The 24,113-nt window shown below is 69.1% G+C and carries 18 protein-coding genes; 10 read left to right on the top strand and 8 right to left on the bottom strand.

From position 1 onward, the window contains the following. Nucleotides 1–30 precede the first annotated feature (30 nt). The 10 genes from truA (at nucleotide 31) to ACOOGH_RS02990 (ending at nucleotide 14,479) form a co-directional block, all read left to right on the top strand. The gene (gene truA, locus ACOOGH_RS03035) at nucleotides 31–855 is read left to right on the top strand and encodes a tRNA pseudouridine(38-40) synthase TruA (protein ID WP_420447508.1); all 825 of its coding nucleotides are present in this window, start codon (nucleotides 31–33) and stop codon (nucleotides 853–855) included. Between the two features lie 153 nt (nucleotides 856–1,008). After that, entirely contained in the window at nucleotides 1,009–2,520 is a 1,512-nt protein-coding gene (locus ACOOGH_RS03030) for a trypsin-like peptidase domain-containing protein (RefSeq protein WP_420447507.1), read from the top strand. A 101-nt stretch (nucleotides 2,521–2,621) separates the two neighbouring features. Further along, the gene (gene purB / locus ACOOGH_RS03025; RefSeq protein ID WP_420447506.1) at nucleotides 2,622–4,052 is read left to right on the top strand and encodes an adenylosuccinate lyase; all 1,431 of its coding nucleotides are present in this window, start codon (nucleotides 2,622–2,624) and stop codon (nucleotides 4,050–4,052) included. A 58-nt stretch (nucleotides 4,053–4,110) separates the two neighbouring features. Continuing rightward, the gene (locus tag ACOOGH_RS03020; RefSeq protein WP_420447505.1) at nucleotides 4,111–5,064 is read left to right on the top strand and encodes a phosphoribosylaminoimidazolesuccinocarboxamide synthase; all 954 of its coding nucleotides are present in this window, start codon (nucleotides 4,111–4,113) and stop codon (nucleotides 5,062–5,064) included. Next, nucleotides 5,061–5,318: a phosphoribosylformylglycinamidine synthase subunit PurS gene (gene purS / locus ACOOGH_RS03015; RefSeq protein WP_420447504.1), complete on the top strand. Its 258-nt coding sequence runs from the start codon at nucleotides 5,061–5,063 to the stop codon at nucleotides 5,316–5,318. Before ACOOGH_RS03020 ends, purS begins: the two co-directional genes overlap by 4 nt. Nucleotides 5,319–5,334: 16 nt before the next feature. After that, entirely contained in the window at nucleotides 5,335–6,111 is a 777-nt protein-coding gene (gene purQ, locus ACOOGH_RS03010) for a phosphoribosylformylglycinamidine synthase subunit PurQ (protein WP_420450051.1), read from the top strand. Continuing rightward, nucleotides 6,108–8,414 carry a phosphoribosylformylglycinamidine synthase subunit PurL gene (purL, locus tag ACOOGH_RS03005; protein ID WP_420447503.1) on the top strand — a complete coding sequence of 769 codons (2,307 nt, stop codon included), beginning with the start codon at nucleotides 6,108–6,110 and terminating at the stop codon, nucleotides 8,412–8,414. Before purQ ends, purL begins: the two co-directional genes overlap by 4 nt. Then, complete coding sequence (gene purF, locus ACOOGH_RS03000; RefSeq protein ID WP_420447502.1) at nucleotides 8,411–9,856, top strand: amidophosphoribosyltransferase; 1,446 nt, start codon at nucleotides 8,411–8,413, stop codon at nucleotides 9,854–9,856. The genes purL and purF overlap by 4 nt, the downstream gene beginning before the upstream one ends. 92 nt (nucleotides 9,857–9,948) lie before the next feature. Then, nucleotides 9,949–11,424 carry a bifunctional metallophosphatase/5'-nucleotidase gene (locus tag ACOOGH_RS02995; RefSeq protein WP_420447501.1) on the top strand — a complete coding sequence of 492 codons (1,476 nt, stop codon included), beginning with the start codon at nucleotides 9,949–9,951 and terminating at the stop codon, nucleotides 11,422–11,424. A 241-nt stretch (nucleotides 11,425–11,665) separates the two neighbouring features. Further along, nucleotides 11,666–14,479, top strand: coding sequence for a TonB-dependent receptor (locus ACOOGH_RS02990; RefSeq protein ID WP_420447500.1), 2,814 nt, complete (start codon nucleotides 11,666–11,668; stop codon nucleotides 14,477–14,479). Between the two features lie 122 nt (nucleotides 14,480–14,601). Here the strand turns inward: ACOOGH_RS02990 and fbp are convergent, their stop codons facing one another. The 8 genes from fbp to alr form a co-directional block, all read right to left on the bottom strand. Continuing rightward, nucleotides 14,602–15,603 carry a class 1 fructose-bisphosphatase gene (gene fbp, locus ACOOGH_RS02985; protein WP_420447499.1) on the bottom strand — a complete coding sequence of 334 codons (1,002 nt, stop codon included), beginning with the start codon at nucleotides 15,601–15,603 and terminating at the stop codon, nucleotides 14,602–14,604. Nucleotides 15,604–15,661: 58 nt separating this feature from the next. Next, complete coding sequence (locus tag ACOOGH_RS02980) at nucleotides 15,662–18,034, bottom strand: DNA internalization-related competence protein ComEC/Rec2 (protein WP_420447498.1); 2,373 nt, start codon at nucleotides 18,032–18,034, stop codon at nucleotides 15,662–15,664. A 115-nt stretch (nucleotides 18,035–18,149) separates the two neighbouring features. After that, nucleotides 18,150–18,533, bottom strand: a complete 384-nt coding sequence (locus ACOOGH_RS02975) for a hypothetical protein (RefSeq protein ID WP_420447497.1) — start codon at nucleotides 18,531–18,533, stop codon at nucleotides 18,150–18,152. Then, nucleotides 18,533–19,960, bottom strand: coding sequence for a tRNA (N6-isopentenyl adenosine(37)-C2)-methylthiotransferase MiaB (gene miaB / locus ACOOGH_RS02970; protein WP_420447496.1), 1,428 nt, complete (start codon nucleotides 19,958–19,960; stop codon nucleotides 18,533–18,535). The genes ACOOGH_RS02975 and miaB overlap by 1 nt, the downstream gene beginning before the upstream one ends. 7 nt (nucleotides 19,961–19,967) lie before the next feature. Further along, nucleotides 19,968–21,164, bottom strand: coding sequence for a hypothetical protein (locus ACOOGH_RS02965; protein WP_420447495.1), 1,197 nt, complete (start codon nucleotides 21,162–21,164; stop codon nucleotides 19,968–19,970). Continuing rightward, on the bottom strand, nucleotides 21,161–22,390 hold the full coding sequence (locus tag ACOOGH_RS02960; RefSeq protein ID WP_420447494.1) for a hypothetical protein: 1,230 nt from the start codon (nucleotides 22,388–22,390) through the stop codon (nucleotides 21,161–21,163). The genes ACOOGH_RS02965 and ACOOGH_RS02960 overlap by 4 nt, the downstream gene beginning before the upstream one ends. Next, nucleotides 22,387–22,818 (bottom strand): cytidine deaminase, encoded by a 432-nt coding sequence (cdd, locus tag ACOOGH_RS02955; RefSeq protein ID WP_420447493.1) that lies wholly within the window; start codon nucleotides 22,816–22,818, stop codon nucleotides 22,387–22,389. Before cdd ends, ACOOGH_RS02960 begins: the two co-directional genes overlap by 4 nt. A gap of 11 nt (nucleotides 22,819–22,829) precedes the next feature. Next, the gene (gene alr, locus ACOOGH_RS02950; protein WP_420447492.1) at nucleotides 22,830–23,999 is read right to left on the bottom strand and encodes an alanine racemase; all 1,170 of its coding nucleotides are present in this window, start codon (nucleotides 23,997–23,999) and stop codon (nucleotides 22,830–22,832) included. Nucleotides 24,000–24,113: the final 114 nt, after the last annotated feature.

The following is a 24,113-nucleotide window of genomic DNA, read 5'->3' as shown; positions in this document are numbered from 1 at the left end:
TTGTCGGCCGGAAGTCGCTAGTCTTCGCGGATGTCAGACTCCACGGCTTCGCTCACCCGTTTCCGGGCCACGATCGAGTACGATGGGACCTCGTTCCATGGATCCCAACTACAGCCCGGCGTGCGCACCGTCCAGCGCGAGGTGGAGGAGGCGCTCGGGAACCTCTTCGATCGGCCTGTCCGAATCGACCTCGCGGGACGCACGGACGCGGGGGTTCACGCGACGGCCCAGGAGATCGCGTTCGGGGCACCCCGCGCCTGGAGCCCGGAGGAAGCGGCCCGCGCTCTGGGAGCTACCTTTCCGGACGATATTGCCGTCCGCAACGTGCAGGCCGCGGGGCCTGATTTTCATCCACGCTTCGACGCCGAGGCGCGGCGCTACCGGTACGCGGTCGTGGAAGGGGGGCGCAGTCGGCCGTTACTGCGTCATCGATGCTGGCGTCCGCGCTGGCCGCTCGATCTCGACGCGCTTGCCGGGCTCGCCGCTGTGATCCCGGGAGAACGGCCGTTCGAACGGTTCGCCCGTTCGGGACAGCCCGAGCGCGGGACTCGCTGCCGGGTGCACCGCGCCGCGTGGCTCTTCGACTCCCCTCCCTTTCTTTTCTTCGAGATCGTGGCCGACCGGTTTCTGCACCACATGGTGCGTTATCTGGTGGGGACATCGGTGGAGATCGCCGCAGGGCGCAGACCGCGGGCGGACTTCGAGCGCCTGCTTGCGGGCGAGGCGGGCACGCGGGCGGTCTTCCCCGCCCCGCCCGAGGGCCTGTACCTGACGGGCGTCCGCTACGAGAAGCGCTGGAACGCCGGCCCGGGGATCCCGTGGCTTCCCGACTCTGCACCCAGGGAGCGCCAGTGAACCCTTCGGTGTTCTCGACCGTATCACTATCGTGTGTAGCAGCGAGTGTGCCTGACTCCGTGGGTGGCGTATACGGCAACCTCCGACCGGAGGCGTAACCCGCGAGCAGGTCGAGGCAACCGAGGCGAACGACTTGGCAAGGCATTTGAGGCGATGAGGTCAGGGAATCAGATCAGGATGGTCATTGCCGCACTGGGGCGGGTGCTTGTCGCGGCGACCGTGCTCATCTTCGCCGGTCTCGGCGTCGGGGCGCTGGTAACCACGCTTGGAGATGGGACCCCGACCGTCGAGGAGAGCCGGCCGGCGCCCAATCCGTTCGCGCGGACGTCGCTGGCCGGGGGGCCGAGTACTCCGACCTCGACTGCGGCGCAGTCGCTGGCCGACGTTTCCGGAGCCAGGCGGACACCCACGGTCATCGCCGCGGCCCGGGTGCTTCCCTCCGTCGTGAGCCTCCGGACGGAGCGGACAGTACAGACGCAGGACATGTTCAATCGCTTCTTCAACCGGGGCGGCCGCTCCCGGATCGAGTCCGGCCTGGGATCGGGCTTCGCCATCGATGACGCGGGAACGATCGTCACGAACGCGCACGTCGTAAGCGGGGCGGATCGCATCGAGGTCGTGGACCGCGACGGACAGCGCTTCGAGGCCGAACTCATCGGCTCCGACGAACTCACCGACCTCGCGGTGGTCCGGATTCCTGCGGGTCGGGTACCAGCCGCTCCGCTCGGCGCCTCCTCGAGTCTCCTCATCGGAGAACCCGCGGTCGCGCTCGGAAACCCGTCGGGTTACGCCCTGCGCAACACGGAAGCGACCGTAACATCAGGCGTCGTGAGCGGCGTCGGCCGGGACATTCAGTCCTCCACCGGACAGGAGGTCCTGTACGCCGACATGATCCAGACGGACGCCTCGATCAATCCCGGGAACTCGGGCGGGCCGCTGGCCAACGCGGACGGCCAAGTCATCGGCGTGAACAGTTCGATCTTCTCGCGCTCCGGTGGGTCGGAGGGGCTGGGCTTCGCGATCCCCATCGACCGGGCGCTCGTCGTCGCGGCGGAACTCCTCGAGTTCGGGCGGGTGCGGCGGCCGTGGGCCGGCATGCAGGTGCTCACGGACCGGCAGGATCCGGAATCCGTCTTCGGCCGCCCGCTGGTGGTGGAGGTGCTCGAGGACACACCTGCGGCCGGAGCCGGTCTCCGGGCCGGGGATGAGATCGTGACCCTGAACGGGCGCGTCATCAATCACGACCTCGACTGGCAGGTTGGGCTCGTGGACTCCGGCGTCGGCTCGACCGTGGACGTGACCTTCCGGCGCGACGGGCGCGAACTCCGAACCCGGTTCCGGCTCGACGAAGTTCCCACGGGGCGGGCGGAACGGATCGAGGTGCTCGCGGGCCTTCGCCTGATCACCGTCACCCCGCAGATCCAGCAGGAACTCAACCTGCGGGTCGACGCCGGCGCGCTTATCGCCTCGGTCGGCGAAGAGGCCCGCGGGACGAGGCTCCGCGAGGGCGACGTCATCCTCAGCATCAACCGCAACGAGGTGCGCTCCGCCGAGGACGCAGGTGAACTCTTCGAGTACTACGCGCGGTCCCGCGACGGCTCGGTGCAACTCTACATCGCGCGCGGAACGGAGATCGGCTACCTCCAGCCCTTCCGCGTCCGCTGACGCGTCCGGGACTTTTGCGGGGAACGCCGAGAGGCTAGACTGCGACCTTACGGCGACCGAGGTCGCCCCGGGTGGGCCGCTGGATCCGGACTACGCCCCTGATGCCGGAACGTCACTACCCACATCCTCTCATCGACCGCTACGCCTCGAGCGAGATGGCGGCGATCTTCTCCCCTCGCATGCAGGCGCTCGTCTGGCGCGACCTGTGGATTGCGCTCGCCGAGGAGGAACGCGCGCTCGGCGTCGAGATTCCCAACGATGCCATCGTGGCGATGCACGCGGCGCGAGAGCAGATCGACCTCGACCGGATCGCCATCATCGAGCGCGACCTCCGGCACGATGTGATGGCGCACGTACATCACTTCGGCGAGGTCGCGCCGGAGGCCCGAAAGTACATCCACCTCGGCGCGACGAGCGCTTTCGTGGGCGACAACCACGGACTCATCCAGCACCGTCAGGGGCTCGACATCGTGCGCGACCGGCTGCTGGGGACGATCGAAGACCTCGCGGCATTCGCCCGTGAGCAGGCCGCCGAGCCCACGCTCGGCTACACGCACCTGCAGCCGGCCCAGCCCGTGACGATCGGGAAGCGGGCCTGCCTCTGGCTCCAGGACCTCCTCTTCGACCTCGAGCAGATCGAAGCGGTGCGGGCGGAACTCCGCTTCCGGGGCGCGCGGGGGACGACAGGGACGGAGGCGACGTTCCTCGAACTGTTCGACGGGGACGGGACGAAGGTGGATCGCCTCAACGAGCGCCTCGCCGAGCGCTTCGGCTTCGCCGGCACGTACGACGTGATCGGCCAGACGTACCCGCGGAAGGTCGACCACCGGGCGCTCGCGGCGCTCGCCGGGATTGGCGCTTCCACGGCGCGCTTCGGCCACGACATCCGGATCCTGCAGGCCTTCGGGGAGATCGAAGAGCCGTTCGGTAAGCACCAGATCGGTTCGTCGGCGATGCCCTACAAGCGCAACCCGATGCGCAGCGAGCGGATCTGCGCGCTGGCGCGCCATCTCTGCACGCTGGAACTCGACGCCTCGTGGACCGCTTCCGTGCAGTGGTTCGAGCGCACGCTCGACGATTCGGCGAACCGGCGCATCTCGCTACCCGAGGGCTATCTGTCGGCTGATGCGCTCCTCATCCTCGCGCGTAACGTGAGCGCGGGACTCGTCGTACACCCGGCCGTCGTGGCGCGCCGGTTGGGCCGGGCCCTGCCCTTCATGGTCACCGAGGAGATCCTTATCGCGGGCGTGCGGGGAGGCGGCGACCGGCAGGACCTGCACGAACGGGTGCGGGGACACGCGCTGGCCGCGCGCGAACGGCTCGACGACGGCGCGGAGGACAACGACTTCTTCGCGCGCATCGCCGCCGACGCAGCCTTCGGGCTCGGCATGGAGGAACTCCACGCCCTGGCCGACCCGCACCGGCTCGTCGGCCGCTGCGCCCACCAGGTGGAGCGCTTCCTGGACACCAGGGTCGACCCGTTGTTCGAGGCCGCGGACGCGCCGCGGCCCGCCGAGGAGGTCCGCGTATGATGCGGCGTTCCCGCGGGAACGCGGCCGGACCCGAACCAGCGACACTCGAAAGGACGTCATGACACAGACCACGCTCGGCGGGAACCCGCCGGCCGCGCTCCATGAGATCGACTTGCCGCTGCCGCTTCTCCGCAAGGGGAAGGTGCGCTCGATGTACGATCTGGACGACCGGATCCTGATGGTCGCCAGCGACCGCATCAGCGCCTTCGACTGCGTGATTCCGAATCCGATCCCCCACAAGGGGGCCGTGCTCACCCAGCTCTCCGCGTTCTGGTTCGACCGAACGACGGACATCGTGAGCAACCACCGCGTCGCCAGCGCCCCCACGGCCATCGCCGAGGCGGCGCCCGAACTCGCCGGCATCGCGGACAGCCTGGGACATCGCGCCATGCTGGTCGAGAAGGCGCAGCCCCTGCCCGTCGAGTGCATCGTACGCGGCTTCATCTCCGGCTCCGCGTGGAAGGAGTACAGCCGCCACGGGACGCTCGCGGGCGAACCTCTCCCGGAGGGTTTGCGGGAGTCGGAGGAATACCCGGAGCCGATCTTCTCGCCCTCCACGAAGGCGGAAGAGGGACTCCACGACGAGAACATCACCTTCGACCAGATGTGCGACATCGTGGGGACGGAGCTCGCGACGGAACTGCGCGACATCAGCCTCGCGCTCTACGCCGCGGGTCGCGACACGCTCCGCGAGCGCGGCATCATCCTCGCCGACACGAAATACGAGTTCGGCCGCGGCGCGGACGGGCGAATCATCCTCATCGACGAGGTGATGACGCCCGACTCGTCCCGCTTCTGGCCAGCCGACTCATACCGGATCGGAGGCGGCCAGCCTTCGCTCGACAAGCAGCCGGTTCGCGACCACCTGCAGGAGATCGTCGGAGCCGGGGAATGGGACAAGACGCCGCCGGCGCCGGCGCTTCCAGAGGAGGTCATCCGCACGACCTCGGAGCGCTATCTCGAGGCCTTCCGGCGCATCGCCGGCCACGAACTCTACGGGGCGCCCTCATGAGCCGGGTCTGGTCGGTGGATGTCCGGGTCACGCCGCGCGAGGGGATCCTCGACCCGGCGGGGGAGACGATCCGCCGGGCGCTCGGGAACCTCGGGTACGAGGGGGTCCACTCGGTGCGTGCAGGGAGACTGATCCGTCTCGAGGTCGAAGCCGACGGGCCGGATGCCGCCAAGGCCTCCACCGAGAAAATGTGCGAACAACTGATCGCAAACCCGATCATCGAAAACTACGTCGTGCGCGTACGGGAGGGGTGAACCGATGGAGGCGGGGATGAAGGTGGGGATCGTGCGGTTCCCAGGCTCGAACTGCGATGCGGACGTGTACCGGGCGGTGACGGAGGGGCTGGGAGAGCGCGCCACCTATCTGTGGCACAAGTCGACGGACCTCGAGGGCGTCGACGTCGTGGTGCTGCCGGGCGGCTTCTCCTACGGGGACTACCTCAGGGCGGGGGCGATCGCCCGCTTCAGCCCGATCATGCGCGAGGTGATCGACTTCGCGCGCGCCGGAGGGCTCACGCTCGGGATCTGCAATGGATTCCAGGTGCTGTGCGAGGCGCATCTCCTGCCGGGGGCTTTGGTCCGGAACCGGAACCTGCGCTTTCGCTGCCATGACGTCGGGCTCCGCGTGGAGAACGCAGCGACGCCGTTCACATCGGCTTATTCCGAGGGCGACCTGCTTCACATCCCGATCGCGCACGGCGAAGGCCAGTTCGTCGCGGAAGCCCCGACGCTCGATGAACTCGAGGCGGAGAAGCTGGTGGTGTTCCGCTATGTCGACCGGCGCGGGGACGCGACGGACGCCGCGAACCCCAACGGCTCGGCGCGCAACATCGCGGGGATCACGAACGCTGCGGGGAACATCCTGGGGCTCATGCCGCACCCGGAGCGACATTCACTCTCGGTCCTCGGCAACACCGACGGACTCGGCGTGTTCCAGTCGCTGCTCGCGGCCGTCTCCCGGGGGAGCGGCCGGCGAAAGGACGATGCGCCGCCGGAGACCCGGAAATTCGCGGCCGGCGCGGTGGCGGGGGCCGGGGTGTCGTCATGACCCGGACCTCGCTCGAACGCGTGGAAGCCCGTCCGGGCGACCCCGTCATGAGCGCCGCGCTCGTGGCTGAGCACGGGCTGAGTCCCGAGGAGTGGGAACAGATCCTCGGTTTCATGGGGCGGGAACCGACCTTCACGGAACTCGGCGTGTTCAGCGCCATGTGGTCAGAGCACTGCGGGTACAAGAACTCGCGGCCCCTGCTCCGCACACTGCCGACCGAGAGCGCCGCCGTCGTTCAGGGCCCGGGAGAGAACGCCGGGGTCATCGACGTGGGCGGCGGCTGGGGCGTCGCGTTCAAGATCGAGTCCCACAATCACCCATCGGCCGTCGAACCCTACCAGGGCGCGGCGACGGGATCGGGCGGGATCCTGCGGGACGTGTTCACGATGGGCGCGCGGCCGATCGCCATCTTCGACAGCCTCCACTTCGGGTCGCTCGACTCGCCGCAGTCGCGCTACCTCTTCGACGGGGTCGTGCGCGGGGTCGGCGACTACGGGAACTGCGTCGGCGTCCCCACGGTGGGAGGCGAGGCGATCTTCGACCCGGCGTACGAGAGAAACCCGCTCATCAACGTGATGTGCATCGGCGTCCTGCCGCTCGAGCGCCTCATCCGGGGGGAGGCGGAGGGCGTCGGGAATCCGGTGATGGCGGTCGGCGCCCGCACGGGGCGGGACGGGATCCACGGGGCGACGTTTGCGTCGGAGGAACTCGACGAGGAGGCGATCGACAGCCGGCCGCAGGTGCAGGTGGGGGACCCGTTCACCGAGAAACTCCTCCTCGAGGCGAGCCTCGAACTCATCGAGCGCGACCTCCTGGTCGGCATCCAGGACATGGGGGCGGCCGGATTGACGTCGAGCGGGACGGAGATGGCGGCCCGCTCGGGCTCGGGCATCGACATCGACGTGGCGTACCTCCCTGTCCGCGAGAAGGGGATGACGCCGTACGAGATGCTGCTCTCGGAGTCGCAGGAGCGGATGCTCCTCGTCGCGAAGCCCGAGCACGAGGAGGCAGTGCGCGAGGTGCTCGAGCGCTGGGACCTGCAGGCGGCGACGATCGGACGGGTGACGGACGACGGGATGTTCCGTGTGCGCGAAGACGGCGTCGTGCGCGTCGAGATCCCGGTGAAGCCGCTGGTGGACGATTGTCCTACGTACGTGCGCGAGGGCGTCATGAGTCCGGCCACGGCCGAAGCTCGGAGGGTCGACCTCGGCCCTTACGCTTCCTTCGACTCCGGCGCGGAGGTGGAGGAGGCGCTGCGGACGCTGCTCGACTCGCCTTCGATCGCATCGCGGCGCTGGATCCATGAGCAGTACGACACGACAGTGCAGACGAACACCCTCGAGGGGCCGGGCTCCGACGCGGCCGTGCTGCGGCTGCCCGCGGAGGGGCGGGCGCTGGCCGCGTCTACGGACGGGAACGGACGGCACACCTGGCTCGATCCGCGGACGGGCGGGCGGGCCGCGGTCGCGGAGGCGGCGCGAAACGTGGCCTGCTCGGGGGCGCGCCCGCTCGCGGTGACGAACTGCCTCAACTTCGGGAGTCCGCTGCGGCCGGAGGTGTACTTTCAGCTCGCGGGGGCCGTCGGCGGGATGGGCGAGGCGTGCCGCGCGCTCGGGACACCGGTGACGGGCGGCAACGTGTCGCTCTACAATGAGACGGGCGGCCAGCCCGTCTATCCCACACCGGTCATCGGGATGCTGGGCGTCATCGAGGACCTCGAGCGGCGTGTCCCCTCGGCTTTCCGGCGCGACGGTGACGAGATTTGGGTGGCCGGCGAGACCCGCGACGAGGTCGGAGGGTCCGAGTATCTGGCGGCCTGTCACGGCCTCGTCGCGGGATTGCCGCCGGCCGTGGACCTGGAGGAAGCGTCGGCCCTGATCGATTTCCTCGTCGAGGCGGCGGCGGACGGGGCATTCGTATCGGCGCACGACTGCTCCGACGGCGGGCTTGCGGTCGCGCTTGCGGAGTGCGCGGTGCGGGCGGCGGGCGGGCCGCTCGGCTACACGGCCGATCTCGACCGGGCGCCCGCCGGGTCCGACGTGTCGGAGGCGGCGCGCTGGTTCGGCGAGTCGCACTCGCGCGTCGTGCTGACGTGCCGGCCCGGCGAAGGCGAGCGGCTCACCGCGCACGGGCGGCGCCACGGCGTGCCCGTGGCGCGTATCGGCTCCGTGAACGGGCCCGATAGCCCGTGCCACATGACCGGCGCCGGCCACGCGCTCGCTCCGGCAGTCACGGAGCTGGCGCGCATCTACGAGGAGGCGATCCCGCGCCGCATGAGCGAGGAGGCAGGGCTTACGTCATGAGGAAGCTCCCCACAAACGGCCCCCCGGACGCGGCCTCAGGAGCGTTCGAGCTGGACAAGCCTCGGGAGGAGTGCGGCATCGTGGCGGTCAGCGGCTCTGGGGCCGCCGCCGAACTCGCCTTCCTGTCCCTGTACGCGCTTCAACACCGCGGCCAGGAATCCGCCGGCATCGTCACGGTCGACAGCTCCGGCAAGTCACGGGTCCACAAGGGGATGGGGCTCGTGGCGGATGTCTTCGATGACAACGTGCTCGGCGGGCTCGACGGATCGCTCTCGATCGGGCACGTGCGCTATTCCACGGCGGGAGGCTCCAGCCTGCGTAACGCGCAACCGCTCCTCGTCCAGTACGAGGACCAGCCCTTCGCGCTCGCGCACAACGGCAACATCACGAACGCGGGCCAGCTCAAGAGGTCTCTGGCCCGCGATGGATCGATCTTCCAGACGGACTCCGACTCCGAGGTCATCGTCCATCTCATCGCCCGTTCGCGACGCCGCGATCTTGACGGAAAGATCGACGACGCCCTCTCACAGGTGGTCGGCGCCTTCTCCATCCTCCTCTGCATCGGCGACACCGTGTACGCGACGCGGGATGCGCGGGGCTTCCGGCCGATGGTGATGGGACGCCTCGGGGAAGCCGTCGTCTTCGCGTCGGAGACGTGCGCGCTCGACATCATCGGAGCCGCCTACGTCCGCGACGTCCGCCCGGGCGAAGTGCTGAAGGTCCGGGACGGCCATGTGGAATCGCTTCGTCCCCTGCCTCCCGAGGAGCCGAGCGCCTGCCTTTTCGAACTCGTGTATTTTGCGCGGCCGGACTCGCGCGTGTGGGGGTGCAGCGTGGACGAGGCGCGGCGGGCCTTCGGTCGCCAACTCGCGCACGAGCACCCGGCGGAGGCCGACTGCGTGTTCGCGGTGCCGGACTCGTCCAACTCCGCCGCGCTGGGATACTCGGAGGTGAGCGGCCTGCCGTTCGAACTCGCCCTCATCCGCAACCATTACGTGGGCCGCACCTTCATCCATCCCACCCAGACGGGACGCGACTTCAAGGTGCGCGTGAAGTACAACCCGGTGAAGGAACTCGTGGACGGGAAACGCATCGCGGTGGTGGACGACTCGCTGGTGCGCGGCACGACGAGCCGGGGCCTGGTCCGGCTCCTGCAGGACGCCGGCGCGCGGGAGGTGCATTTCCGGGTCGCCTCGCCGCCGGTGAAGTCCCCCTGCTACTACGGGATCGACATGCCCACGCGCGAGGAACTCATCGGCTCGAGCCACACGGTCGAGGAGATACGGCAGCACCTGGGGGTCGACTCGCTCGGCTACCTCAGCATGGAGGGAATGCGCGACGCCGTCGCGGAGCACGGCCCCTTCTGCGACGCCTGCTGGACGGGGAACTACGCCGCGCCACTCGTGGACATGGAGCGTCTGCAGGCCGTCCGGGCCACCTGATGGCGCGCCGTCCGACCGCTCTTCTCTTGGCCGTCTCGGCGGCTGCACTCTGGAGTTGCGCCTCCAGCGCCCCGCGCACCGACGTCTGCGCCGTGATCTTCTCAACCAACGACACGCACGGGCGCCTGCTCCCGGCGGTGCAGAGCTGGTCCGAGGGGCGTCCCGTCGGCGGATCGGCGGCGCTGGCCGCCTACGTGGCGCAGGAGAGGGCCGCGCACCCCGACTGTCCGCTCTTCGTCGCCTCCGGCGGCGACATCATGCAAGGGACGCCGATTTCGAACCTCACCGACGGACAGTCGACCATCGAGGCCATGAACGGGATCGGCTACGACGCCGTCTCGATCGGAAACCACGAGTTCGACTGGGGCGTCGACATCCTCATCGAGCGCGTGGCCGACGCCGACTTCGCCATGCTCGGCGCGAATATCTACCTGAAGGGCACCGACCGGCACCCCGAGTGGGTCGAGCCGTGGACGATCGTCGAGAGAGACGGCGTCCGCGTCGGATTCATCGGCATGACGACGCCCTCCACGCCGATTGTCGCCCGCCCCTCGCTTGTCGCCGACTTCGACTTCCGGCCGATTGCCGAGGCGCTCGACCGCTACATCCCGGTCGTGCGTGCGGCCGGCACGGACTTCGTCGTCGCGGTCATGCACGAAGGCGCCTTCTGCGACGTCGGTGCGGGGGAGGATGCGGCGGCCGGCGCGTGCCGGGGCCCGGCCCTGGAGGCGCTGGCCGCGACGACGGAACGCTTCGACTACGCGGTCACGGGACATACGCACTCGCGCCTGGAGACCGAGGTCCGCGGCGTGCCCGTCATCCAGTCGTTCGCCAACACGACCGCATACGGGCTCGGGCGCATCGACCGGAGCGCGGCTGGCGTCGTCAGTGCGCGGCGCCTCGGAATTCGACAGGCGTGGGCCGACGAGATCGCGCCGGATCCGGCTGTCGAGCGGCTCGTCGCGTCCTACCGCGCCGAGATCGCGGACATCGTCGACCGCATCGTCGTGAACCTCCCCGAGCCGCTCCCCGCCCCCCGGGACGGCGATTTTCCGCTGGGGCGGATCGTGGCGGACGCGCAGCGACAGGCGAGCGGCGCCCAGGTCGCCCTCATGAACAACGGAGGCATCCGCCGCTCCCTGCCGGCGGGGCCCGTCAGCTACACCGACCTCTTCGAGCTCCAGCCCTTCAACAACATGCTGGTCCGCCACACGATGTCGGGGGCGCTCCTGCTGCGGGCGCTCGAACACTCCGTGCGCGACGGGGACGTCGACCTGCACGCGAGCGGCATCACGGTCCGCTACGATCCCGACGCTTCGTACGGCGAGCGGATTCTGGAAGTGACGTTCGACGATGGATCTCCGCTGCAGCCGGAGGGGCGGTACGAGGTCGCGGTCAACGACTTTATTTCGGGCGGTGGAGGCGGCTACACGATGTTCGCCGAAGCCGAGTCGGTTGAGCCCATGGAGGTCGCCGATCTGGCGGCGCTCATCGCCTTCCTGGAGGCACAGCCTCAACCCCTCCGCATCCCTCGCGACTCCCGCTGGATCGAATTTCGCACGTACTGAGTCGGGAGCAGTCCGCCGATCCTGTCTGGAGGGGCGGCGGCGGACGGAACCAAACGCTGAGGTACGAATAGAATGCCCGTTCGGCGTTCCATGCCCGTTACGCGAACCGCCGGACGCCGTTACATTTATCAGTGATTTTTCGGAGTGCCGCAGGAGGTTCGGTTGGCAGCGATATGTCGGGCGCTCGCGCCGCAGGCTAGCCGCGAGTCACAGAAAGAATCCATGGACCGGAGGATAACCGATGTCACGAAAAATTCGTCTGAATGCGCTCTGGGCCGCGCTCTTCATCCTCTCCACCGCCGATCTGGTCGCACAGGAGACTGCGACCGTTACGGGTCGGGTGACCGATGACCTGGGCGCTGGCGTCGCCGGTGCGCAGGTGGTGGTCACGCACGAGTTGACCGGGGTCCAGGCGGGAGCGCTGTCGGGGAGCGATGGCGCCTATCGGGTGGAGGGCGTTCGTCCCGGTGGGCCTTACACCGTCACGGTGGTCCTGATCGGATACGGACGCGAGTCCGAGACCGACGTCTCGCTGGAGGACGGCCAGTCGCTGGCGCTGGACTTCAGCTTGAGCCAGGAGGCGGTCGCCATGAATGCCCTCGAGGTCTTCGCCACTCGGGCACAGGACCGGCAGACCCCGGTGGCGTTCACCAACGTGAGCAAGACGCAGATCCAGAACCAGCTGGGCTCCAGGGATCTTCCCATGGTGCTGAACGTTACCCCCAGCGTCTACGCGACCCAGCAGGGGGGCGGCGCCGGCGACGCGCGCATCAACGTGCGCGGCTTCAACCAGCGCAACACCGCCGTGATGATCAACGGTGTGCCCGTCAACGACATGGAGAACGGGTGGGTCTACTGGTCCAACTGGGACGGCTTGGGCGATGCCGCAACCAGCATCCAGCTCCAGCGCGGCCTTTCGGCGGTCAACCTGGCCACGCCGTCGATCGGTGGCACGATCAACGTCATCACCGACCCCGCGGCGGAGGGCGCAGGCCTTATGTACAAGCAGGAGTTCGGACTCGGCAGCCTGGACGAGAACGGCGGCTGGGGGCTCGGCAGCAACCTGCTGAAGGAGACGGTGGTGGTGAACACGGGTCCCATGGGCAGGTTCGCCGCCACGGGTTCCGTCGTGCGCAAGACCGGGGACGGCATGTACACGGGCTTCGCGGGAGGCAACGCCACGTGGACCGACGCCTGGGCGTACTACCTTGCCACGTCGTTCCAATTGAGCCCCAACAACCGGCTCGAGGCCTACGCGGTTGGCGCTCCGCAGCGACACGGCCAGAACATCTACAAGCTCAACCTGGCGAGTCTCGACGCGGACTTCGCGCGCTCGCTGGACGGATTCGACGCCGGAGCGTTCGAGAAGTTCCCCGAGGTGGGCAGGGGCCGGAGCCCCAACGTGGCCCCGGTGAGCACCAGCTATAGCGGAAACCAGTACAACAGCACGGGCCCGGACTCGGGGCGGAGAAGCCGCTTCAACAACGGCTTTCTCAACGAGCGTGAGAACTACTTCCACAAGCCGCAGGTCAACCTGAACTGGTATTCCTACTTCGGTGACGGTCTGAGCCTGACAACCGTGGGCTACTTCTCCGGCGGCGCGGGAGGAGGTACGGGCACCATCGGATCGGTGAGCTGGAACTACGATTACAGCCAGCGCTTCCCGGATTGGGACGCCACCATCGCGAGGAATCGGGATGAAACGGCCGGATCCCGGGGTATCCTTCGCAACTCGGTGAACAACCAGCAGACCTGGGGCGCCATCTCCAAGCTGCGGAAGAGCTTCGACGGGGGCGTCACCGCCGAGGTCGGCGTCGATTGGCGCACGGCCAATATCTCGCACTACCGGGAGGTGCGCGACCTGCTGGGTGGCGCCTACTACGAGTGCTCGAGCAGAAACCGCTGCACCCCCTCCGAGTTCTGGACCGAAGCCGAGCACAACCGCAATCTCGGCGACAAGATCCACTATGACAACGAGAACACGGTCGACTGGCTGGGCGGCTACGTGCAGGCCGAGAAGACCACCACCGGAGGATCGCTCTACGGTATGGCCGGATGGGCCCAGAACTCCTACACGTTCGTGGATTTCTTCAAGTCCAGCCCCGACGGCGGGGGTAACCTCGAACTCGAAAGCGGTAATCTCTCCGGCTATCAGATCAAGGGGGGCGCCGTTCGCAATCTCAACAACGAGTGGTCCGTGTTCGGGAACGCGGGAATCGTCTCCAAGGTGCCGATCTTCGACGGCGTGATTGACGACAACAGCGGCACGCTTCACGACGATCCGAAGAACGAGAAATTCCTCTCGTTCGAGGTGGGGACGCAGTTTCGCTCCAGCAGCCGGGCGCTGTCGCTGGACGTCAACCTCTACCATACCACCTGGAGGGATCGGACGGAGAGAGGCTTCGTCCAAGACTTGGGCGGGGTCGAGGGCGTGGATGGGCTGGTCACCCTGCTGGGGGTGGACGCGCGACACATGGGCATCGAAGCCCAGGCGGCCTATCAGCCGAGCAACTTCGTGCGCTTCGACGGGGCGGTCTCGATCGGCAACTGGAAGTATCTGGAGGACGCCTCCGGTTTCTATCGCCCCGACGACCGATTCACCGAGTCAGTGTTCCTGGACTTCTACATTCAAGGTCTCAAGGTGGCAGATGCGCCTCAGCGGCAGATGGCGATCAGCGCGTCGGTCTTTCCGGCGGACGGTGCCAACGTGTCGTTGGTAGGCAAGTTCTTCGGTAACCACTATGCGGCGTTCAATCACCTGAACCGCAGCGATCCGGGCGAGAGGGGAATCCAGTCCTGGCAACCGCCGGGTTATTCGGTCTTTGATGTGCATCTCTCGCATTCGCTCGGCAACATCATCCCGGTGGCCGGAGGTAGCGTGCGCGTCTTTGCCAACGTGTACAACATCTTCGACACGACCTACATCCAGGATGCCACGGACGCCTCCCAGTTCAACAACTACTTCGAAGACGGCGATCTTCACGATGCGGACTCGGCCGAGGTCTTCCTGGGCTATCCGCGCAGCTTGAACGTGGGGTTCCAGTTCAACTTCTAACGGCGTGATCCGGGGTCCCGGCGGGATTGTCGGGACCGGTTCGGGCGGATTTCCGAGAACGGGATCCGCAGAGACAATCGGCCTCGCCGGCAAGCTGCCGGCGGGGCCGACCGCCATCCCGGTCAGTCGTCGGCCAGGTAGCGTCCCGCCATCTCCACGAGTTCCGTGCTGCCCAAGAAGGTCGGCACGCGGTGGTGCAGCCCCTCGGGCTCGATGTCGAGGATGCGCCGCCGGCCGTCGGTGGCGGACCCGCCCGCCTGCTCGCAGATCATGGCCATGGGGGCCACCTCGTACAGCAGGCGCAGCTTCCCCTCCGGCTTTGCGACGGTGCCCGGGTACATGAAGATCCCGCCGCGGAGGAGGGTGCGGTGAAAGTCCGCGACCATGGACCCGACGTAGCGCGCGGAAGACGACGGCGCGTCGCGGGGAGGCTGCCGGAATCGCTCCACGAGCCGCTGCTGACCCGGCGCCCACCTGTCGAAGTAGGCTTCGTTGATGCTGTAGATGTTCTTGCCGGGCGAGGGGATGCGCAGGTTGCGGTACGAGAGGAGGAACTCCCCGATCCCCGGGTCGAGCGTGAAGCCGTGGACGCCCGCCCCGGTCGTGAAGACGAGCATGGTGGAAGAGCCGTACAGGACGTATCCCGCCGCGACCTGTTCGGATCCCGGCTGAAGCAGGTCGTGCTTCCGCACCTTGCGTCCCTCGCTCCGCTTGCGGTAGACGGAGAAGATCGTCCCCACGGAGATGTTCACATCGATGTTCGAACTCCCGTCGAGCGGGTCGAAGGCGATGATGTACGGTCCGGCGTCGCGGCTCTCGGGAACATGAACGAACCCCTCCTCTTCCTCGGACACCATGCCGCTGAGGCTGCCGCAGCGTCTCAGCAGGTTCAGGAGGACATCGTTCGCATAATCGTCCAGCTTCTGCACTTCCTCGCCGTGCACGTTCGTGCTCCCGATCACGCCGAGAATGTCGATGAGACCCGCGCGATTCACGGCCGCGGAGATGACCTTCGCGGCGAGGCTGATCTGGAGCAGGATGTCGGTGAACGCGCCCGTGGCCTTGGGATACTCGCGCTCCTGCTCGGCGATGAAGTGTTCGACGGTGACGATGGATCCGCTCAAGATGGCTCCGCGTAGGCAGGGGGTGGGGTGAGAGGTTACGGAAAGGCGGTTTTTCGCGTCAAGGCGCGTCCGTGATACGCCACCCGTTGGCGTCGATCTCGACGCACAGGCGGCCTTCGAGATCCGTCCGCCACACCCGCGGCACCCGCGCGGAGTCGAGTCGCGCCAGCGTGATGGCGTGCGGGTGCCCGTAGCGGTTTCTCGTTCCCGCCGAGATCACCGCGATGTCCGGCTGGGTCGCCTCCAGCCACTCGACGGAACTGGAGGTCCGGCTGCCGTGATGGCCGAGTTTCAGCAGGTCGGTCTCGGGGCGCAGCGGCGCGAGGTGGGCCAGGATCTCGCGTTCGACCTCGACTCCGGCGTCGCCCGTGTTCACGTAGCGGAAATCACCGACCGTGAGGCGGAAGGAGAGGGAGCCTTCGTTCGCGTCCGAGCCGGCCGGGCCCTCGGGCCACAGGATCTCGAGTTCGACATCATCGATGCGGAGGCGGTCTCCGGCGCGGGGGGCGTGCCAGGAGGCGCCTTCCTCCTGAAGCCGTTCGAGGAAGGCGAGGTATGAGGAACTGGGCTCCGGGACGCCGGGATCGAGCACCCGGCGGACCCGCAGGGCGTCGAACACCGCCGCGGCGCCGCCGTAGTGGTCGAGGTGGGGGTGGGAGATGGCCAGCAGTTCCACGGTCCCGGCGCCCATGGCACGCAGGAAGGGCACGACGACGCGGCTTCCCGCGTCGGCCATCGGCGGCGGACCGGATGCGCCGGCCGTGTGGAAGGCCGACCCCGGGCCCGCGTCGAAGACGAGCCATCGGCCGGCGCCGGTCCGCACCACGGCGCCGTCGCCCTGCCCCACGGCGAGGGTGCAGACGAGCGCCGTGCCCCGGTGGAGGCCGGCCCGGAGGAGAGGCCAGGCGACCGTGACTGCCAGCACGGCGCCGATCGAGAGGACGCCGAGGCCGCGTCGCGCGCGCCTCCGGTCGAGAACGAGGGCGACGAGCGCGCCGGCGACCGCCCACGCCCAGGGTCCGAGTCCGGGACCCGCCCAGCTCAGCGGGAGCCCCGCGAAGAACGACGCGATGGCCGCGAGGCAGGCGAGCGCCACGTCCGCGGCGCCCGCGAACAGGATCCACAGGCCCCACGGCAGGATGAGCGTGAGCGCGAGGGAGGGAAGCGCGAGGCTCACCACCGCACCCGCCACGACGCTGGCCGGGATCGATGCGATGACGATGCGCTCGAAGTGGAAGGCCGCGATCGGAGCGGTGACGAGGAAAGCGCTGCAACTCACGGCGAGCGCGCGTCCGATCCCCCTGAGGCGGCGCGACGAGAGCCAGCGCGGCAGCGGCGCGCGCCCGCCGAGCACGACGCCCGCGAAGCCGGCGAACGAGAGCTGAAAGCCCACATTCGTCACGATGAGCGGGTCGGCCAGTATGGCGAGCGTCGCCGCGAGCGCCGCGAGATCGCTGATGCGGGCGGGACGCGCGCGGCGGAATGCGAGCGCCCACCCCCAGAACATCAGCGCCGCCCGCACCGCCGACGGGGGCGCCCCGATGAGCAGCACGTACGCGCTCGTACAGGCGGCGGCGTAGAGCAGCCGGCGCGGACCGCGTACACGAAGACCGATGAGCCAGGCGAGCGATGCCCCGATCAGGCCGACATGGAGCCCTGAGATCGCCAGCAGGTGGATGATCCCGGCCCCGACGAACGCCTCCCTCGTGGCGGGGTCCAGCGTGGTGCGGTCCGCCAGCAGCAGAGCCTTTCCGATCGCGCGGTGTTCGGGGGCGAGCCGCGCGTCGAGGCGGGCGAGCAGGCCCGCGCGCCATTCGATGATCCAACGGCCGAGACCCCGCGGGCCCACGGCGTTCGCCGGGACATCCAGCCCCTCCAGCATCGCGCCGCTGATCCAGCCCAGCGTCTCGGCCGGACGGGGCAGCCAAGGTCGTTCCGCTGCGGGGTTCATCCCGTCCGCCGTGCGCCATGTGCCCCGGGCGAACACCGCCGCGCCGGCCTCGTGGCCCGCTCCGGGCCGCACGAAGGCTCGCACCGCACCCAGGTGGCAGATCCGCCCGCCCGAAACGATGTAGGCGTCGCGGATCGACACCCGGACCAGGCCGGCATCCGGGCCTGCCTCCCGCTCCGGCACCGCGTCTCCGACCGTGCCGGCCGCCGCGACCGGCGCGCCCGACTCGAACGCAGTGACGCACGCTCCGAGCGCCGCGGTACCGCTCGGCAGCCCCGCCAGCAACCCGGCCAGAGCGGCGAGCGCCACCATGAGACCTGCCGTTACGCGCGTCGCACCGCCGCTGCCTCTGCCGCGGTGAGCCCGGCCGGCGGCCTGCCGCGAGGCCCGGCCGCAGAAGACGCAGAGGAGCCCTGCCGCGATCGCCGCGGGGGCATGGAGGGCCACGGGATCCGCGCGGGCGAGCGCGAGGCCGGCCACGTCCCCGGCGGCGAGGGCCAGGGCAGCAAGGAGCAGAGGGGATGGAGAGAAGGGCGTCGGTCAGCCTCCGAGCGCGGGGTACACCCCCATGCTCGGGGAGATCGTCAACCGTCTGTCAAAGCAGGGGGCTCGGCTCCGATGGTTCCGCCGACTCCGGCGGGGCCGGCGCGACCGCGGGCTCCGTTGCCGCCGCAGGCTCCGGTGTCACCGGGGGCTCCGGCGAGGCCCGGGACTCAACTGCCGGCGTTCGTCCCTGCGCGAGGCGGGCCGACGCGGCCCGGTCCGCCAGACGCCGGGCACGGCGCTCGGTCCGCCACGCAAGCGCGGCCGAGAGGCCCATCCCTCCAAGGATGCAGGCGAACACGATCAGGGGGAGCGACGCGCGAATGCGGACGAAGGGCAGCACGACGTTCACGAGTTCGCCGGCGTTCCTCGCCGTAAACCAGAACGCCGCCAGTATGAGGACCACGAAGACGAGCAGCCGCATCACGAAACGCATCAGCAGGGCTGCCCCATGAAGGTCGCGCCCGTCGTCCCCGTGAGCCGCACCTCCGCGTACGTTCCGATCCGGCACGGGTCCCCGGGGAAAGCGACGACCTTGTTCTGCTCCGTCCTTCCGAGCACATCGCCCGGTGAGCGCGCCGACCGCTCAATGAGGACCTCGCGCTCCGAACCCACCTCGGACTCGTTGATCTCGTGCTGGATGGCGCGGTGCTCGCCGATCAGGCGCTCCAGCCGCTCCGAACCCACCTCATCCGCAATGAAGTCTCCGGCCGGGAAGCGGGTCGCCGGCGTCCCCTCGCGCATCGAATACTTGTACAGATAGGCATCGTCGAATCGCACGTCGCGCATCAGTCCCAGCGTGGCCTCGTAATCCGCCTCCGTCTCGCCGGGGAAGCCGACGATCACATCGGTGGAGAGCGCGATCCCGGGGACTTCCCGGCGCGCGACCTCGACCTTCTCGCGAAACGCCTCGCTCGTGTAGCGCCGCACCATGCGCTTGAGGATGCGGTCCGAACCCGACTGCACCGGCAGGTGGAGCTGACGGCAGACCGTCGGCTCGCCGGCCATCACCTCGAGCAGTTGCGGCGTCACGTCGTTGGGATGGGGCGAGGTGAAGCGCACGCGGCGGATGCCGTCCACACGGCCCACGGCCCGGAGCAGCGTCGCGAAGTCCCAGTCCCCGGACTCGTAGGAGTTCACGGTCTGTCCGAGGAGCACGACTTCCGTGAACCCGTCCTCCACGGCGCGCCGGGCCTCTGCCAGGATCGCCTGGGGCGTCCGGTTCTTCTCGGGTCCCCTCACGTAGGGAACGATGCAGAAGGTGCAGCGATGATCGCAGCCGCGCTGGACCGTGATCCAGGCGCTCACGCCCTCCCGCCTCACGCTGGCCACGCCCTCGTAGTTCTCTTCAGAGTCGAGCGCGAGCAGCGTCTGTCCGCGCTCGATCGCGCTCGCCCGGATCGAACCGATCAGCTCCGGGAGCCCACGGTAGGCATCCGGCCCTGCTACCAGATCCACGCCCGCCGCCTCCTCGATGAGCCGCGGGCCCAGCCGCTGCGCCATGCACCCCGTCACCCCCAGTACGAGTTCGGGACGCCTCTTCCGGTGGCGCTGCAACTCGCCGATCCGGCCTCGAACGCGCCGCTCCGCGTGTTCGCGAATCGCGCAGGTGTTCACGAGGATCACGTCGGCGCGCTCGGGCGCGTCCACGCTCACGAAACCTTCGTCGACGAGCAGCCCCTCCATCAATTCGGTGTCGTTGATGTTCATCTGACACCCGTAGGTCTCGATGTAGACCCGACCTCCGAGCGGGCGCGGGCCGTCCGCGCCACGGTCGGCGGCAGCGCGAGGGCCGTCGCCGGGGCGGCCCGCGGCCCGATCCCCGCCCGGCGTCTTCAGCGTGACGAGCTTCGTATTCGTCACGGTTGGCTCAGCGCTGACGGAGGGAAAAGGAGAGCGTGACACGCCGGAATCCCTCGGCGAAGCCGGCCGTCGCGACATCCCCGCGCGATCCGCTCTCGAAGGCGAGGTCGAACACGGCCAGCCCTTGCTGGAACTCCCACCCGAAGCCGCCCGTGAAGGCGGACTCTTCCAGGGCCTCCGCGCCCTGACTGAAGGGGAGTCCGGTGCTCCGCCAGCCGACGCGCACTGGCAGTCTGCCGCCGAGCAAGGTGAGCGCGCCGTATTCGACGCCTCCACCCAACCACACGATGTCGTGAGACCGGAAGGCGGAGCCCGCAGCCTCGTCGCGCGAGCCCACGGCCGACCACCCGGCCCGGCCACCACCGGCCGTGACGAGGATCTGGTCCGTCACGCGCACGCTGCCGCCGAGTTCGATCGATGTCGGCAGGTCGAACTCCGCCTCGGGCTGTTCGGCGCCTTCGGGCGTCGCGTACAGCGTCCCACCCGTCCCGAAGGCGGCGCCCGCGACGACGCGGTCGCCCAGCTGGATCGACCCGCCCGCCTTGAAGCGCCAGGCCCGCCACGACAGCTCCCTCGCCCCCACGATGCCGCCCAGCGTCGGCGCCCCGTCGAGCGGGTCGTCGAACTGACGGAAGAACGACTGCCGGAGCGAACCGGTCAGCCGCTGCGCGGAGAGCCCGACGCCAAGCGGCCCGAACCGGCGCGCGACCGACGCATCGATCGTACTGATCCCGCCGTTGTGCTCCCGCGTCTCCTCGTACGGCACCGAGCCATCGTTCAGCCGCAGCGTGTCCTGCAGGATGTTGGACCAGTCCTGGTCGAACTCGCCGCCGAAGGCCAGGCTGAAGGCCCAGCCATTCGAGGGAACGAGCGCGCGGATCGTCGTGAAGCGCCCCCGCCCAGTGTCGAACGACCCGTTCTCGCCCTCCAGAGTCACGCCCTCGTTGGACAGCGAGACGGAGAAGCCGGGTTCCGTGTGAAGGAGAAGGTCCGCCGGGTTCGTGAGGCTGTACGATCCGCCGAGCAGACCGGAGCCCGACCCGCCGAGCGCCGCCGAACGGCCATCCACGGGCGCGATGGGATACCCGAGCCCGACCGCGGTGAGCGGCGTCTGGGCGAAGAGGGCACCGGGCGAGGCCGCCAGCCCCGCAAGCGTGAGCGCCGCGTGGCACCATCCCCGGAATCCGTCGAAGGCCCGCATCATGGCACCGTGAAGCGAGGCGCCGAACTGAACACGATGCGCACTCGTGGCTGGAGTTCCAGCGGCGATTCGGCGGAACCGAACTCCCAGTAGCCCAGCGCCTGCGCATCCGGATCGGCCCGGAAGCCGAGCCGGACCCGGCTCAGCGAATCCTGGACGGCCCGCGCCACGAGCCGCGTGATATCGAGCCGCACCGGCTCGCCTTCGCGGAGTCTGGCGGGATCGAGCGTTGTCGTAACTCGGTCGCCGCTCCCGATCGGCGTCTTCGCACCGGTCTCGAACGGATCGCCCAGCAGGCTGATCTTTCGGGCCTCGATCGTACGCTCCGCCGCATACAGTTCGGGCTCCGGCAGGGGGTACAGGATGATTTCGGCCTGACTCACGGTGGCGCCCGCAAGCCCCGTTTCTCCGAGGTCACCGGGTGGCACGAACTCGAAATAGATGCGCGAGGCGGGGAGGCCGCCGACACGAAGCGCCGTGCCCGTCGGAGGCTGCGGCGGATCCAGGATGAAGGCGCGTTCTTCCCAGAACTGGACCTGCGGAACCGGCAGACTCCGCCCGACCAGGATCGGGTCGTACCTGAGGTCCATCTGCGTGACGCGGAGTTTCGTTTCAGGGCCTTCCAGCACGAGGGCGAAACCGTTCCCTCCGTCCGTCCTCTGCCACGCCTTCATCAGCGAGTCCTCGGCCACTGCCGGCGTCATCAGCAGGTTATCCGAGACCGAGTCCAGCACCGCCGACGCGATCTCGACGCCGAGGTCGCCCCCGGGCACCGTCCACGGGACGCCGGCGGCCGCCTCCTGCCATGTCGCGTCGTGCGGCTCGAACCGCTCCCCGAGGTCGACGAGCTTCACCGTGACGGGGAACGTTGTGAATTCCGAGCGGATCGTGTCGAAGTGAAGCGTGAACTCCACTTCTTCGAAGGTCGCGACCGGCAGCGTGTCGACGAAGGTCCGGATCGTGTCGGGGACGTTGAAGCGCACCAACCCGCGACTCGACACCTCCGCTTCGGTCGAGATGTACACGAACCGCGCGGTGGAGGGCCGGGCAAAGCCGGTCAGCGTCGTATCCCGCCAGGACGTGAGTGCGGAAACGGAGATGGTGACGTCCCGCGTCTCGGTGCCGGCGCCCGGCACCTGTTCGGAACCCAGCGACAACGGGTCTTCGCTGCATGCGACCGCCACGACCAGACTCAGCGTGACGAGCCCGGCGAATCCACGTCCGCTCACGGGCCGCTCTCCGCCGGGGCGGCCATCCGTTCCAGCGAGAAGTGCGCCGGCAACAGATCTCGCATGCGCCAGGCGACGGATTCCCCATTCGTCCCGATGCTCATGACCTCGAGATCCCGGCCGAACTCGGCGAGCGCCTGCCGACACATACCGCACGGCGGGGCCGGGATCGCGCCGCTGGTCACGATGGCGATGCGAGTGAAGGCGCGCGCACCCGATACGACCGCGTGCCCCAGCGCGACCCGTTCGGCGCACGTCCCCACGGGATATGAAGCGTTCTCCACATTGCAGCCGGCGAAGACCCGGCCGTCATCCGCCTCCAGCGCCGCGCCGACGAGGAAACGGGAATACGGCGCATACGCGCGTTCGCGGGCGACCGTCGCACTGGCGGCGAGATCTTCCCACGAGAGCGGCTCTCCGGCTGTCATTCGGGTCTCCGTCATCGACTCCCATCCGCGGCGTCGGCCGGCCCGCCCACGTAGTGTCGGGGCAGGCGGCGTCCGATCGCCGTCAGCACTTCGTATTCGATCGTCCCGGCGGTCTCCGCGAAGTCCGCCAGCGCGACCTCTTCCCTTCCGTCACGGCCCAGGAGCGTGGCCACGTCCGCAGCTTCGACACCTGACACGCCCGAAACGTCTACCGACGTCACGTCCATGCACACGCCGCCCCGGATCGGTACCCGGACCCCGTGAATCAGCGCCTGTCCCCGGTTCGAGAGACGCCAGGGCAACCCGTCCGCGTACCCGATGCCCAGCGTGGCGAGACGTTCGACATCCCCTGTCGTATAGGTGGCCCCGTAGCTGACGGTCGAACCCGGCGCCAGGTCACGAACTTCCAGCACCCTCGCGCGTACCCGCGCCACACTCTCCGGGTCCGCCAACGCACCCCCGGCGCCCGTCCCCCGCCGTCCCCCGTACAGGTAGATCCCCGGTCTGACGAGCCCCAGATGATACTGCGGATCCGCCATCACCGCATCGCTGTTCGCCGCATGCAGGAAGGGGACCTCGACGCCGGCCTCCTCGAGGGTCGATGCGGCCCGGCGCAAGCGGGCCAACTGAAGGCGTGTCGCGGCCGGATCCGTCCCCGCCGAATGGAAATGGGTGAAGACGCTCGCCAGCGATGCCCCGCCTCGCGAGAGGATCGACGCGACCTCGGGCGACCACGCCCCGGCGTCGGCCACCGGAAGACCCGCGCGTCCCATGCCCGTGTCGACCTCGAGATGGACCGCCATCCGGGTGCACCCCGCCCGCGCGCCGGCCTCGAGCTTCGCGAGCGATGCGAGACTCAGCGCGGCGCACTCGAGCCGCGCCTCGAGCAGCTGGGAGATCTCGGCTGCGGCCGAGGGGGCGAAGACGACGATGCGGCGTTCGATCCCGCCCCGCCGGAGTTCGGCGCCTTCCGGCGGCGTCGCGACCCCGAGGGCGTAGGGTTCCAGCCGGTCCAGGACGCGGGCGACCTCGATCGCGCCGAGGCCGTAGGCGTCCGCCTTGACCATGGGGACGAAACGGGCCGGGGCCACGTGCTCCGCCACGCGCCGGGCGTTCCGCGACAGCGCGCCCAGATCGACCTCGAGCCACGCTCGGTACGGGGGTTCGCGGCTGCGGGTCAAGCGTCGCCGGGGGCTCGGGGGACGGTTCCTGCCGGCCCGCCTGCGGGGCCGGCCCGGAGGTGCCCAACCTGTCGCATGCAGCGGCGTCCTGCCACCGGGTGATACCTTCGCGGC

This window comes from Candidatus Palauibacter sp., assembly GCF_965213655.1.
Taxonomy (GTDB): Bacteria; Gemmatimonadota; Gemmatimonadetes; order Palauibacterales; family Palauibacteraceae; genus Palauibacter.
The sequence above is the reverse complement of the archived record's forward strand: the minus strand, read 5'-3'. Positions and strand labels throughout refer to the sequence as shown.

What these genes read in the sequence shown, in the direction of transcription:
- truA (WP_420447508.1), top strand. Translation starts at nt 31, where the DNA reads ATGTCAGACTCCACGGCTTCGCTCACCCGTTTCCGGGCCACGATCGAG.
- ACOOGH_RS03030 (WP_420447507.1), top strand. Translation starts at nt 1,009, where the DNA reads ATGAGGTCAGGGAATCAGATCAGGATGGTCATTGCCGCACTGGGGCGG.
- purB (WP_420447506.1), top strand. Translation starts at nt 2,622, where the DNA reads ATGCCGGAACGTCACTACCCACATCCTCTCATCGACCGCTACGCCTCG.
- ACOOGH_RS03020 (WP_420447505.1), top strand. Translation starts at nt 4,111, where the DNA reads ATGACACAGACCACGCTCGGCGGGAACCCGCCGGCCGCGCTCCATGAG.
- purS (WP_420447504.1), top strand. Translation starts at nt 5,061, where the DNA reads ATGAGCCGGGTCTGGTCGGTGGATGTCCGGGTCACGCCGCGCGAGGGG.
- purQ (WP_420450051.1), top strand. Translation starts at nt 5,335, where the DNA reads ATGAAGGTGGGGATCGTGCGGTTCCCAGGCTCGAACTGCGATGCGGAC.
- purL (WP_420447503.1), top strand. Translation starts at nt 6,108, where the DNA reads ATGACCCGGACCTCGCTCGAACGCGTGGAAGCCCGTCCGGGCGACCCC.
- purF (WP_420447502.1), top strand. Translation starts at nt 8,411, where the DNA reads ATGAGGAAGCTCCCCACAAACGGCCCCCCGGACGCGGCCTCAGGAGCG.
- ACOOGH_RS02990 (WP_420447500.1), top strand. Translation starts at nt 11,666, where the DNA reads ATGTCACGAAAAATTCGTCTGAATGCGCTCTGGGCCGCGCTCTTCATC.
- ACOOGH_RS02975 (WP_420447497.1), bottom strand. Translation starts at nt 18,533, where the DNA reads ATGCGTTTCGTGATGCGGCTGCTCGTCTTCGTGGTCCTCATACTGGCG.
- ACOOGH_RS02965 (WP_420447495.1), bottom strand. Translation starts at nt 21,164, where the DNA reads ATGATGCGGGCCTTCGACGGATTCCGGGGATGGTGCCACGCGGCGCTC.
- cdd (WP_420447493.1), bottom strand. Translation starts at nt 22,818, where the DNA reads ATGACAGCCGGAGAGCCGCTCTCGTGGGAAGATCTCGCCGCCAGTGCG.